Origin of the sequence: Caballeronia sp. INML2, from assembly GCF_023631365.1 — a bacterium.
Lineage (GTDB): Bacteria > Pseudomonadota > Gammaproteobacteria > Burkholderiales > Burkholderiaceae > Caballeronia > Caballeronia turbans.
Genome location: NZ_JALQDH010000088.1, coordinates 135,208 through 147,706, shown reverse-complemented (window position 1 = coordinate 147,706; position 12,499 = coordinate 135,208). Strand labels below are relative to the sequence as shown.

Annotated in this window: 11 protein-coding genes; 2 read left to right on the top strand and 9 right to left on the bottom strand. The window is 62.1% G+C overall.

All coding sequences use genetic code 11. From position 1 onward, the window contains the following. The first annotated feature begins 43 nt into the window (after positions 1 to 43). Entirely contained in the window at positions 44 to 946 is a 903-nt protein-coding gene (locus tag NCT32_RS30090; RefSeq protein WP_061119799.1) for a LysR family transcriptional regulator, read from the top strand. A gap of 158 nt (positions 947 to 1,104) precedes the next feature. On the opposite strand, the gene NCT32_RS30085 is transcribed toward NCT32_RS30090, so the two are convergent. Both NCT32_RS30085 and NCT32_RS30080 read right to left on the bottom strand, forming a co-directional pair. Then, complete coding sequence (locus NCT32_RS30085; RefSeq protein WP_061119798.1) at positions 1,105 to 1,722, bottom strand: cytochrome c; 618 nt, start codon at positions 1,720 to 1,722, stop codon at positions 1,105 to 1,107. An 8-nt stretch (positions 1,723 to 1,730) separates the two neighbouring features. After that, entirely contained in the window at positions 1,731 to 3,665 is a 1,935-nt protein-coding gene (locus tag NCT32_RS30080) for a thiamine pyrophosphate-binding protein (protein WP_250490937.1), read from the bottom strand. Between the two features lie 207 nt (positions 3,666 to 3,872). Here NCT32_RS30080 and NCT32_RS30075 point away from each other — a divergent pair, with 207 nt between their 5' ends. Continuing rightward, positions 3,873 to 5,222 (top strand): citrate synthase, encoded by a 1,350-nt coding sequence (locus NCT32_RS30075; protein WP_250478193.1) that lies wholly within the window; start codon positions 3,873 to 3,875, stop codon positions 5,220 to 5,222. Positions 5,223 to 5,242: 20 nt separating this feature from the next. Here the strand turns inward: NCT32_RS30075 and NCT32_RS30070 are convergent, their stop codons facing one another. The 7 genes from NCT32_RS30070 to NCT32_RS30040 all read right to left on the bottom strand — a co-directional run bounded on the left by NCT32_RS30070 (position 5,243) and on the right by NCT32_RS30040 (position 12,491). Beyond that, complete coding sequence (locus tag NCT32_RS30070) at positions 5,243 to 6,367, bottom strand: porin (RefSeq protein WP_061119795.1); 1,125 nt, start codon at positions 6,365 to 6,367, stop codon at positions 5,243 to 5,245. A 104-nt stretch (positions 6,368 to 6,471) separates the two neighbouring features. Further along, positions 6,472 to 7,821, bottom strand: a complete 1,350-nt coding sequence (locus NCT32_RS30065) for an MHS family MFS transporter (protein WP_061119852.1) — start codon at positions 7,819 to 7,821, stop codon at positions 6,472 to 6,474. A 104-nt stretch (positions 7,822 to 7,925) separates the two neighbouring features. After that, positions 7,926 to 9,221 (bottom strand): NAD(P)/FAD-dependent oxidoreductase, encoded by a 1,296-nt coding sequence (locus NCT32_RS30060; protein ID WP_250490936.1) that lies wholly within the window; start codon positions 9,219 to 9,221, stop codon positions 7,926 to 7,928. A gap of 12 nt (positions 9,222 to 9,233) precedes the next feature. Continuing rightward, on the bottom strand, positions 9,234 to 10,103 hold the full coding sequence (locus NCT32_RS30055) for a PdxA family protein (RefSeq protein WP_250490935.1): 870 nt from the start codon (positions 10,101 to 10,103) through the stop codon (positions 9,234 to 9,236). A 154-nt stretch (positions 10,104 to 10,257) separates the two neighbouring features. Then, positions 10,258 to 10,614 carry a Rieske 2Fe-2S domain-containing protein gene (locus tag NCT32_RS30050; RefSeq protein WP_250478190.1) on the bottom strand — a complete coding sequence of 119 codons (357 nt, stop codon included), beginning with the start codon at positions 10,612 to 10,614 and terminating at the stop codon, positions 10,258 to 10,260. A gap of 7 nt (positions 10,615 to 10,621) precedes the next feature. Then, positions 10,622 to 11,137, bottom strand: coding sequence for an aromatic-ring-hydroxylating dioxygenase subunit beta (locus tag NCT32_RS30045; protein ID WP_061119792.1), 516 nt, complete (start codon positions 11,135 to 11,137; stop codon positions 10,622 to 10,624). Further along, positions 11,130 to 12,491 carry an aromatic ring-hydroxylating dioxygenase subunit alpha gene (locus tag NCT32_RS30040; RefSeq protein ID WP_250478189.1) on the bottom strand — a complete coding sequence of 454 codons (1,362 nt, stop codon included), beginning with the start codon at positions 12,489 to 12,491 and terminating at the stop codon, positions 11,130 to 11,132. Before NCT32_RS30040 ends, NCT32_RS30045 begins: the two co-directional genes overlap by 8 nt. Between the last annotated feature and the right edge of the window lie 8 nt (positions 12,492 to 12,499).

The following is a 12,499-nucleotide window of genomic DNA, read 5'->3' as shown; positions in this document are numbered from 1 at the left end:
AAATCACTCAGATTGATAATGCTTTTGCCAAAAGGGGCAGCCGATGGAACTTCACGATATCGATCTCAACCTGCTTGTCGTCTTTCAGGAGCTATTGCAGCAGCGACGTGTTTCGGCCGTCGCCACCGCGCTCGGCACGTCTCAGCCGGCCATCAGCAATGCGCTGGCGAGGCTGAGAAAGGTGCTTGGCGACGAACTGTTTCTGCGAACCTCGAAAGGCATGGTTCCGACGCCGTTCGCTGAGGCGCTGGCCGAGCCGATCGCCAATGCACTGGGCGCGATTCACCATACGTTGAACCAGATGTCGGTTTTCGATCCGGCATCGAGCACGCGAGCATTCACAGTCGCGATGACAGACATCGGCGAGATCTCGTTCCTGCCGGTCCTGATGCGCAAGCTCGCGTTGATCGCACCGGGTGTGACGATCAGCACGGTGCGCAACCAGTCCGACACACTTCGCGCGGACATGGAGCACGGCCAGGTAGACCTTGCCATCGGCTTTCTACCTGATCTGAAGGGGGGATTTTTCCAGCGCCGCTTGTTCCGTCAGCGTTACGTCTGTCTGTTTCGCGCCGATCATCCGCTGGCAGGCGCGGGCATGACGAGCAAGACGTTCTCGGACGCCGAGCATGTGTCGATCGTGGCCGAGGGGACCGGACACGGCATGGTCGATACCGTCATTCAGCGGGCCGGCATACGCCGTAACGTCCGCTTGCGCGTGCCGCATTTCGTTGCAGTTGGGCATATTCTGCAAACGACCGATCTGATCGCCGTGGTGCCGCACGCCTATGCGATGAGTACGCTCGCGCCTTTCGGACTCGTCAGCGCCCCGTGCCCGATCAAGATTCCCGACATCACCATCACCGTGCTATGGCACGGGCGAAACCATCGTGATCCGGGCAATCAATGGCTCAGGCAGACGATGTTTGAAACCTTCGCGCCCTGACGTCGTCGCCACGCGTACTGCACGTGCTCCGCGAGTTCAGCGCGAACCTGAACACGCGTCTCTCATGAGACAGATTCGAGGGCCGAGCTTCAAGAAGTTGAACTGCGGCCGTGCGCTCCTGTATCGGCCCGGAGCGTCTGCCTGACGCGCGCAGCGGCCTACCTGAGCCTCGCTACGTATTGGGCGACGGCCTGAACATCCGACTCGGTCAGAACTTCCGGGAAAAGCTTTGGCATGGCACCTGACGGATTGCGCACGAATGACTCGATGCCCGACACACCACGACGTTTCGCGACATCGACGAGCGACGGCCCGACCGCACCGCCTCCCGATGCGCCATGACAGGACGCGCATCGTGCGACATATACCTGCTGTCCGCGTTCGGAGTCGTCTTTAGACGACGATGCCGTAGAGGCTCCGCCGAGCAGTGCAATACTGTCCGCGTCCGGTGACGCCGGAACCGCCGCGAGATACGCTTGAATCTGCGCCAGATCGCGATCAGACAGGATTTTGCTGCTGTAGAGAGGCATTTGCCCCTTCGGCGAGCGGACGTAGGCCGTCATCGCCTCTACCGGCAACGGGGACGGTGCGAGGGCGGGCCCGGACATGATGCTGCCCTGCCCCACGGGACCATGGCATTCGTAACAGCCCTTTTTCATGTACAGCCCCTGTCCGGCATGAACGTCCGCCTGTACAGCCATCGCAGGCGGCGAGGTCATATCGATCAAGCAGGCAAGCGCACTTACGGCCAGCGCGATCATGCGTATCGGCTTCATGTGCGCTCCTAGCGAGGTTGCGTGAGGACGTCGAGAAAGGCCGGTTCGCCCGCCTTCACTCGCTGCATCGCGCGCGCGAGAGCCGGTCCGAGATCGGCCGGGTTCGAGATCGGTCCCTCGGCCCACATGCCCATGCTTCTGGCGAGCCCGGCATAGTCGATCGGCGGATCGTTGATGAGCGTGCCCGCCGTGCCGTTTTCAGGTTTTCGGTCGCGCCAGTTAGCCATGCGCTGAATGTGCATCGATTCCTGGTGGTAGGCGCGGTTGTTATGCATCACGGTGAGCAGGGGAATCTTGTGATGCGCAGCGGTCCACAACACACCGGGCAGCACCATTAGATCGCCGTCGGTCTGAATATTGACCGGAATGCGTCCCGCATCCCGATGCGCGATCGCCGCGCCAACTGCGGCCGGCGCGCCGTAACCGACGCCATAGCCGCCTTCGCCGCCGATGTACTGCCAGGTCTTGTCGAAATCCCACAACCGCTGCGGCCACTGGCTGATGAACAACGACGACGACACCAGCGCCCAATTTTCATGTCGGATCACGTTCCAGACTTCTTGCGAGAGTCTTGCCGTGCTGATCGGACTCGCATCCCAGGCGCGCGTCGCGTCGTGTCGCGCGGTCTCGCGCATCAGCGTATGAGCCTGACGCAGTGCGGGTGCACGCTTTCTCATCGTCTCACGCTGGGGAGCCGTGCACACCGCGTTCACCGCTTCGAGCAACGGCCCGAGCGAGGCCTGCGCATCTCCGCCGATTGCAAGCGTGGGCGCGATGAACCGCTCCGCGTCCTGCATGTTCGACTTCGAATAGAGATAGGACGTCGACACACTCACGAGATTGACATCGGGTTTCGTAAACTTTTTGGTCGGTCGCCCGATGACGTCCGCTACCGTTCCCGTCAACCCCCAAAGATCCGATACTTCGAGGGCAAGGATGACATCGGCGCGCGATATCAATTGGGTCTTGAGATAGGTTTGATTTAGGAAATGCCCGGTCGGGAAATTCAGCCGTCCGAGCAGGTCGACGACCGGCGCGTTCACCGCTTCCGCAAGCGCCACCAACGCATCCATGCCAGCCTGCGAACGGATCGCGCGGTCCGCGACGATGACCGGATTCGTCGCGCCGCAAAGCATGCGTGCGGTCTCTTCCAGCGCAGCTCGGCCCGCAACGGGCGGCGAGACCGGACGAAACGGCGGCACCGAAATCTCCCTCGGGTTCTCGATCGGGCGCTCCTGCAGCTCGCCGTCCGCGACAAGAAGCACCGGCTCCATCGGCGGCGTCATCGAAAGCGTGTAAGCGCGGACGAACGACTCCGCATAGTGCTGAAGCGACACAGGCGCGTCGTCGTACTTGGTGAAGTCGCGCACCAGCGCGCCAAGATCCAGCGCGGTGTGATACCACTCGACGCCGGGACGGCGCTTCGTCGCATCCGCGATGTTTCCCGCGATGACGATCATCGGCACGCGGTCGCACCAGGCGTTGAAGATCGCCATCGAGGCGTGCTGAAGCCCCACGGTGCTGTGGACGAGACAGGCCATCGGCTTGCCTGCGACCTTCGCATAGCCATGCGCGATCGCCGCCGACGCCTCTTCGTGCGTGCAGACGACGAGCGCCGGGTGCTGGTCTCCCGCATAACTCACGATCGACTCATGGATGCCGCGAAACGTGGAGCCCGGCATGGCGGCGACATAGTCGATGCCCGCCATGCGCAGCAGATCCACCATGAAGTCGGAGCCCGGATTGCCGATGTGTGCCGCGTCTGCTGAAGGCGCTTCCTGAAGCGACGGCACCTGCGTCTCGGCGGCAATCAGACGCGCGCCGGGCTTAGCGACCGACGGCGCCTTGTTGACAGGCTGCGCTACGCCTGCATTCGGCTTTAAGAGCGCGGTAGATGCTCCGGCGGCGATCGCTTCCTTGAGGAAGGTTCTTCGAGCCGTCATGGTGTCTCCTCCTGATCAGTCTCTGTTGTTGTGGCCGACGCCAAGGATGGATCGCGGGCCCCATGCGGAGCCAACGGTAAGGTTTTCAGTTCCGTTGATCAAGATTGATTGTTAGATCAACGCGCGATGCGCGATCCCACCGAACTGATGGACACGACGACGGCTTCGCCGTAGAGTTCTATTGATCAATATCGACAGCCAATCAACATGTCCGACGTCATCACGAACGGTCCCGCACGGCGGGCAACTAAAGACGAACACGCGGCGGCGAACTCCGACCACACGGACTACGTGACCGCTGCCGAAGCAATGAAGATCCTGAACGTCCGGCAACAGACGCTGTATGCCTACGTGAGCCGCGGTTTGATCCGCAGCATCGGACAAGCGGGACACAAGGGCCGCCTCTACTGGCGCGATGACCTCAGGCGTCTCGAATCGCGTTCGCTCGCGCGGCATGGGCACGGCGCGGTCGCGGCATCCGCTATGAATTTTGGCGAGCCGATCATCCCAACCTCGGTGACCGAGATCACGCCTGACGGACCACGCTATCGAGGCAGGCTCGCGACCGACCTTGCGCGTGCACGCCTTCCATTCGAGGCCGTCGCGCAGTTGCTATGGACCGGAATGCTCAACGACACTAACGTCGAACTCGAATGGCCGAAGCGCAAACCATGGCATGAACTGAACGCGCTCATTGAAGCATCGTGGCGCATGCAGCCCGGCAATTTGCTCGACGTTTTCTCCATCGTTACGCTGCACCTCGGCATGCAGCCGTCACAGCGCCGTGGAAGGACGGCGACGGCCGAGCCGGCCGACCTCGACATGGCGTCCGCCGGGATCGATATCATCCAGATGCTGGTCGGATGTTGCGGACTGATGTCGCCACGCAGCCACTTCAAGTCGATGGAGACCGGTCAGTCGGTGGCACAGGGCATCCTGTCCTCGCTTGCCGTCGAATCGACCGAAATTAATCGCGAGTCGATGGAAGCTTTGCTGATCCTGCTCGCCGATCACGAACTCTCGCCCGCGACGGTCGCCGCCCGCGTGTCGGCATCGACGGGCTGCACGCTGCATCGTTGTGTCGTATCCGGCATCGCTGCGAGCACTGGTTCGCTGACCGGCCAGTTGTACGACCGCGTCGAGGAATTCTTTGACAGCGCTAGCACGATGCAGGCATTGATGCGCCGCGCCAATACACTGCTTGAACGCGGCGTCGCGGTTCCCGGTTTCGGGCATCCAATCTATCCCAGGGGCGATCCGCGAGCCCGCTACATGCTCGATCTCGCACGCCGACGGAGCGACAACAGCCGCCAAATGAACGCGATCTATCAGTTCGTCGATCAAATAGCGAAGGAGCACGGCTTACTTCCGCGTCAGGAGCTTGGAACCGTGGTGCTCACGCGCGCCATAGGTCTGCCGCGACGCACGAGCGGCGCGATTTCCGCGCTCGCGCGCGTGGCCGGATGGCTCGCCCATGTGCAGGAACAACGCATGTATGGAAGCGTTCTCCGTCCGCGTGCGCAGTTCATCGGCTCATCTGCTGCCAAAGGCAAGTGAGCCGGCCGTGAACGTCTTGGTCAGAACAGGTGTCGAATACCGAACGACACTTCCACCTGGGACTTCGTGCTCGACGGCTGCATGAAGAAGATGGCAGCGTTGCTGGCCGAACCGACCGCACGTTGATAGATCGCGAAGGCATACAGGTCAGTGCGCTTCGATAGCAGATAGTCGATGCCCAGATCGACCTGATGCCACTTCGGTGACTGATTCAGTTCCTCATAGCGACCGAAAGTGAACATGTAGCCCAGGCCGGTGTAAAAATCCGGCGTGATGTGCCAGGTACCGTTCAATTCAGCATTGTCGAGCCGTAGATGGCTACCGTCGAAATAGCGGTATTTGGCGTGCGAGTACACGAGATTGTCCTGCGTCGGCCCGATGGCATACGACGCCGTCGCGGCGATCACCTGCTGCTCGTCCACCAGCGCGGTTCGCGGGCCCAGTGCGCTGGTCTTGAACAGACTGAACGGTGCGGGATAATCGCTGCCGGCGGCGCCGTTGGGATTGTCAGCCGCATTCGGATGGTTCATCTGCAGATAGCCGACCGCAAGCTTCAGACTGCCGTTGCGGTATGCCGCCGTCGCGCTGTAGGCGCGATTATTTGCGAAGTCGCCGGCAGCGTTGCTCATCGCGTACATGGCAGCGAAGCTAAAGCCGCCCCAGCTCGGGCTCGTGTACTTGACTGAGTTCTGGAAGCGCACGGTGCCGAACAGGTTGTCATTATCTGATACATGCGCGCCATTGCCACCGAAGAGTTTGGCCGCGCCCGTATCGGCCATGAAATCGTAATTGGTGTCGTACTGGCGACCCAGGGTCAGTGTCCCGTATTGTCTGGTCGCAAGACCCACGAACGCCTGCCGTCCGAACATGCGCCCGCCTTGCCCCAGCGCGCCAGTGTTGCCGTCAAAGCCATTCTCCAAGGTGAAGATGGCCGACATGCCTCCGCCAAGATCTTCGCGCCCCTTCAGACCGAAACGATTACCCTGAATGAGGCCGCTTGCGGATTCGAACAAATGACTGCCCTTTACGTTGTTCACATACGCGGGGCCTGTACCGATGAGGCCGTAGAGCGTCACGCTGCTGTCCGCGTGTGCGGCGCCGGCGCCGAGCGCGAGCATGCCGAGGAGAAGCCTGTTCTTCTTCATGATGTGTTGTTCGAGAAGTTGGAGACGAACTAAAGCAGCGTCCGGTGCGCCTCCAGCGAGGCGCACGACGCTCGTCCAATGGATACGTGAGAACTGAGGGGTTGCTAGACGGTGATGTCGTCGTGCCGCGTTTCGCGCACGCGCAGCACCACACACAGCGCGACGAAGGCGAGGCACAGATAGTAGAGACCGATACCGGAGGGGTCGCCGTGATTGCGCGCCGCGAGCGAGGCCGCGATCATAGGCGCGACTCCGCCGCCGAGCACCGTGCCGAACGCCTTGCCCATCGAGAAGCCGGTGAAGCGCACTCGCGTGGGAAACAGTTCGCCGTAGAAGCTGCCGAACATGGCGTACATCGGTGCATGAATCACGCCGACGGCGGCCACGACCGTCAGCACTACGACCATTGGCGAGCGGCCGTCGAGCATCGTAAAGAAGAAGTTCAGGTAGATCGCCGACGCCACGATGCCCAGCAAATACACGCCCTTGCGCCCGAGGCGGTCCGACAGCGCGCCGTAGAGCGGTACCGATACCAGGGCGAAAGCGTTCGCGCAGGCGATCGCGCCGATCGCGACGGAGCCGGGCATATGGAGCGTCTTCGTAACGTACGAGATAGAATAGACGCCCGTCAGATAGTAGAACGTGCTCTCCATGATGCTGACCACGAGCACGACGAAAACAGGCCACTTGTAGCTGCGCAAGGTCTCCCACGCCGGGATGCGGGTGAGGTCGTGCTGACTCTGCTGCTTGCGGAACGCGACTGTTTCCTCGACTCGCAGACGAATATACAGGCCGATTACCACCAGTACGGCGCTCACCAGGAACGGCACCCGCCAGCCCCAGGCAAGCAAGGCTTCGTGCGGCAGACGCGATACGACGAATACCGCGAGCGAGGCCAGCAGCACGCCCAGCGGTCCTGCCGCCTGAAGCGCTGCCCCCAGCAGGCCCCGGCGACGCTGCTGCGCGCTCTCCAGCACCATCAGGCTGGCAGCCGCCGACTCACCCCCGAGTGCAAAGCCCTGGACGAAACGCAGCGCGACGAGCAGACAGGTCGCGGTCATGCCGATTTGCGCGACGCTTGGCAAGAGCCCGATGGCCGCCGTACCGATACCCATCATCAGCAGGGTTACCAGCATCATCGACTTGCGGCCGATCTTGTCGCCGAAGTGACCGAACACAAGTCCGCCGAGAGGCCGACTCGCATAGCCGACGGCGAACGTCGCGTACACGGCAATAGTGCCGCTGAGCGCGTTCAACTTTGGGAAGAACAACTCTTCGAAGACGAGCGGCGCGATGAAGCCGTAGAGAAAAAAGTCGTACCACTCGACCATCGTGCCGAGAAAGCTGGCAAAGAATAGTCGTCGTGATCCCGATTCCGTTGCGCTCGCGCCGGGAGCTGATCCCGTGCTCGCGACTGCGTCGTGCCACTCCTGCGAGGTTTCAAAAGCTTTCACGCCTGTCTCCTTTTTCGGCATGGACGGTCAGCCGGACCCCGGTACCACCACGCTCTGATGTGCTCTGTCGATGTAAATGCAAAAGCCCGATGCCTCAGGCGCCTCTAATTATTCGCACCTCCATTCTTTGCCCCGCCGACCGTCCGCTGCAGAAGGCTTTTGAGACTTACGTCCTTCGCGGCGAGCGTCTCTCGATCGACACGCACGCCTTTCTGCCATATGCGGCGCAGTACCGGCATGTCTGCCGCAGCGTTGATGCAGACCGCCGCGACAATTCGCGCGGGTTCGTCGGTTGCGCACTCCTCCAGCCAGACCAGCGTCACCTTGCCGTCGCCTTCTCTCACGACCGGTGTGGCGGTCGCATGCGGGAACCCGAGGATCTGCACATTCACGTCGCCCTGATCGGACCAGAACCAGGGCAGCGAATGCGCCACCGCCTGCTTGCCGAGGATGGCCCTGGCACATGCCGCGCCCTGTTGCTCCGCGTTGTCCCACGATTCCAGGCGCCGCATTCCGACCGGTCCGAACGGATGCTCGAACGACGCCACATCCCCGCACGCGAAGACATATGGATCGACCGTGCGGCCTTCGACGTCGCACAGCACGCCGCCCGCGCAAGGGAGGCCTGCTTCAGCCGCGAGTTCATCGTTCGCTTCCATGCCCACGCCCGCGACCACGAGGTCGAATTCCTCGCGAACGCCCGATAGCGAAGCGGCATAACGTTCGCCGGGCAGCTTCGACAGTTGCTCGATGCCGGCACCCAGGCGCACGTCGACGCCAAGCGAGCGCTGAATCTCGAGCAGATGCTGACCCACGATCGACGGCACGGTCCGTTCGCATAACCGCTGCGCCGCTTCGACCAGGACCACGTCGACGCCGAGCTTTCGGGCGCTACATGCGGTTTCGAGTCCGATCCATCCACCTCCGATCACCAGCAGCCGCTTGCCTGCTATCAACCCGCGGCGGATATGCAAAGCGTCGTCGATGGTGCGCAGATAGGCGATATCGTCACTCGCGTCGCCAGGCACCGCGAGCCGCCGCGCGCGGCCCCCGGTTGCGATCACGAGGCGATCGAAGTGAATCTGCGTTCCATCGTCGACGTGCACGGTACGCGACGGACGGTCGATGCGGGTCACGTGCGTACCGGTGCGTAAATCGACGTCAAACTGCTCCGGTTGCGACCGATCAAGCAGAGCCGCAACTTCCGGCACGTTCTCGGCGCTCAGCCATGCTTTTGACAAGGGTGGCCGCTCGTACGGCCCTACGCGCTCCTCGCCTAGCATGATGATCCCGCCCTGATGTCCTTCCGCACGCAGTGTCCTAGCGACCGCCGCAGCGGCTTGCCCCGCTCCGACGATCACCACGCGCGAGTACAGCGGATCGGTTTGGTGGTTCGTCATATCGGCGACTCGTCATTGTTCGTTGAGGAAGCCACGCTTAGCGGCGAGCGCCGCCGCAGTCCTCAATGCCGCGGCCATGCTGCGATGCTGCGCCAGATTCTTTCCCGCGATATCCATGGCGGTCCCATGAGGGACGGTCGCGCGCACATAAGGAACCCCCAGATAGAGCGTGCACGCCCCTTCGAAAGCCGCCGACTTGAGCGCGATCTGCCCTTGATCGTGATACATGCTGACAACCACGTCATAGCGCCCGTCGAGTCCGTGGCGAAATACGGAGTCGGGCGAAACAGGACCCCGCACATCGATGCCCTGCGCTCTGGCCTGTTCGACCGCAGGGCTGATGATCCGCTCCTCCTCCTCAAACATGGCGTGCGGATTGAGTCCCGCAACCGCGATGCGCGGCGTCTCGATTCCCCAGTTCTTCAGACGCTCATTCACCAGCGTGACCAGGTTCAATACCGCATCGAAAGTCACCGTGGCGGGCACGTCGCGCAGCGGGATGTGCTCCGTCAGTGGCACCACGCGCAGTTTGCCGCTCATGCGAAACATGAAGGTATGGTCGGGCTGGAGATCGTCGATGCTCGCAACTTCGCCCGCGAGCTTGAGCGACATCGAATCGACTGGCCCCATGATCCATCCGCCGATCAGTCCGTTATGCGCGATCCGGTCGGCGAGCGTCATCCAGCGGACGACGGCTCGCCCCGCCGCGGCGGAAGGCTGGCCCGTTGCATACTCGTGCGGCGCAAGATCGAGCGGATCCAGCACGACGATGCGCCCCGACGCGAAGGCGCGCGCCTCGAACGACTGAATTACTTCCGTTTCGTCGCCAAGAGGCACCGCTCGCGCGGCAGCCCTGATCGACCCGATATCGCCGATCAGCATCGGCCGACACACCGCGCGCACCGACGCGTCCACCGCTGCCTTGACCGCCACCTCCGGACCGATACCTGCCGGGTCGCCGACCATCACCGCGATTATCGGCAGCGAAGTCCCAGGAGTTGTCGTCTCGTTCATTTCTGCGCCCTTTCAGTCATCGTCATTCGGCGAGTCGCGCGAGCACAACGCCCTCGCGCACCGTGGCCGCGTAACTGCGTATCGGTTTGCTGCACGGTGCCGCGCGGACTTCGCCCGTGCGAATATCGAACTCGCCTTGATGCAGGCCGCAAACGATCGAGAAACCGTCGAGCATGCCGGTCAGTACGAGTGATGCATCGCCATGCGTGCAGGTGTCGTCCGTGACGAAGGCGAGATCGTCCACACGCCATACCGCGAGCATCCTCTCGCCGATCTTTATCTGAAGACCGTCGCCATCTGTCACGTCGTCGAGCTGGCAGAGCGGCGTCAATTCGCTTGCATCGGTCGATGTTCCACTTTCCATCGCGTGTGCGTCCATGTCGGCCTCAAATCAGGAACGTGAGGTTGCTCATCGGCGTGTCGTTGTTCAGCAGAAAGACCTTTTTCTCGCGAATCAGCATCGCGCCTTCGTCGAGTGCCAACACATGGCGGCAGCGTCCGAACAGGGTCTCCTGACGATCGCTGCGTACCTCGCCGAGCACGAAGTTTGAATGCACGATCAACGCCTCCTTGCTCGCGCTTTCGATGGTCACGTTCGACACGACGCGCAGCAACCTCGAACGCGGACTCTGCGCGTGAGCATGACGGCCCTTGAGCCGATAGACGCGATCGTCGAGCTGCCGTCGGCTTTCGTAGATGAGCGAGATCGATTTGTCCGGTTCGAGATCTTCGGTATTGCACGGGACCCAATAGAAGCCGTCTGCGTGCCACAGTGCGAGCCACTCATCAAAGCGGTGCGCGTCCATCAAGGCGGCCTCGTGATAGAGGAACTGCGAAGCCTGCTCGATCGGCGAAACACCCGCCTCCGACGACAGCCATTGAGGATGAACGGCGTTATTCAAGTTCGGCTCCCTCGGTCATGAGTTCCAGCCAGTAGCGCATCTGGCCGCGTTGCGGTACTTCATCCGAGATGTGCCCGGTGATGGTTCCGTCGGGATGGGCCTGCTCGCGAGTCATGCCGCGGGAAATGTCGATCCACGGATTGACCTGCGCGTTCATCCCGCGCTGCGCCCGCTCGAAGATTTCAGCGTCGTCAGGCGAGCCTGCGCCCGCCGGGCCGTAGAAGGACTCGTGCTGCCGCAGGCGCATTGTGTTGATGGCGTCGTCCACGCCGTCGAACAGCACGGGGAACATCAGCACCTCGGTGCGTCCCGGTTCCAACGGCACCATGATGCGCACCTGGTTATTGATGATCTGCATGTTCGGAAACACGCCGATATGCGGATCGCCGGCGATCGCAACAAGCAGCTTCGATTGCTCGGCACCGTCGCGCGCTGCAAGCGCTTCGATATATTCCGCACCGCCCTGTACGCCCTTGAGGTACGTTTCATAGTCGGCGTAGTGCTCGACGCGGTGTTCGCGCATGTCGAGCATGGCGTGGCCGTGCCCCAGATCGCGCGTGTAGGTTTTCGCCTTGCCGTCGAACGGGTCGGCACGATGCGTGGCGCCGATGCCGCTGTCCGCCTGACGCTGCCACATCGACACGACCGACGCGTGCACGTAATGCGGGTGATACCCGTCCATGCCGACCATCTTCCAGTTGCCGTTGTAGACAGTCTTGTGGACGCCCGCCGACAGCTTGATACGGCGCGTCGGTGACGCGTCGACCAACAGGTCGATCATCTGCGCAGCAGGGCCGAGATACTCCGCAAGCGAGCCGACCTTAGGCGACAGCGACGCGAACACGAAGTCCCGATAAATCTCGACGCGCGGCGCGCTGGTAAGCGAATACTCTTCCATGCGGAAGTCGTCGCCATAGCCGGCCGGGTCCGTCACATTGATGAGCTTGCCGGTATTGTCGTAGGTCCAGCCGTGGAACCAGCAGCGAAAAAACTTTTCGCGTCCCGCTTCCTGCTCACACACTGCCGCGCCGCGATGCCGACAGCGGTTCATCAGCACACGTACGACGTCGTCATGACCGCGCACCATGATGACCGGCTGGCGTCCGAGACGGCGTACCCGATAGTCGCCTTTCTGCGGCACTTCGCTGGCGTGACCCACGTAGAGCCACGAACCATGAAAGATGCGCTCGATTTCCGCCTCGAAGATATCGGGCGAGGTATAGACGGCCGAGTGAACGCGACCGGGCTGCACCAGTTGGCGCAGCGTCGCGGCATCGACCGATTGCGCGTTACGCACGAAACGCACGGGGCTTCCGGCACTGCCGCCCTCGAAATGCGTACATCCTTGTTCCATGTTGCCTC

Coding starts and splice junctions, on each gene's coding strand:
- NCT32_RS30090 (WP_061119799.1), top strand. CDS start 44: ATGGAACTTCACGATATCGATCTCAACCTGCTTGTCGTCTTTCAGGAG.
- NCT32_RS30085 (WP_061119798.1), bottom strand. CDS start 1,722: ATGAAGCCGATACGCATGATCGCGCTGGCCGTAAGTGCGCTTGCCTGC.
- NCT32_RS30080 (WP_250490937.1), bottom strand. CDS start 3,665: ATGACGGCTCGAAGAACCTTCCTCAAGGAAGCGATCGCCGCCGGAGCA.
- NCT32_RS30075 (WP_250478193.1), top strand. CDS start 3,873: ATGTCCGACGTCATCACGAACGGTCCCGCACGGCGGGCAACTAAAGAC.
- NCT32_RS30070 (WP_061119795.1), bottom strand. CDS start 6,367: ATGAAGAAGAACAGGCTTCTCCTCGGCATGCTCGCGCTCGGCGCCGGC.
- NCT32_RS30060 (WP_250490936.1), bottom strand. CDS start 9,221: ATGACGAACCACCAAACCGATCCGCTGTACTCGCGCGTGGTGATCGTC.
- NCT32_RS30055 (WP_250490935.1), bottom strand. CDS start 10,103: ATGCTGATCGGCGATATCGGGTCGATCAGGGCTGCCGCGCGAGCGGTG.
- NCT32_RS30050 (WP_250478190.1), bottom strand. CDS start 10,614: ATGGACGCACACGCGATGGAAAGTGGAACATCGACCGATGCAAGCGAA.
- NCT32_RS30040 (WP_250478189.1), bottom strand. CDS start 12,491: ATGGAACAAGGATGTACGCATTTCGAGGGCGGCAGTGCCGGAAGCCCC.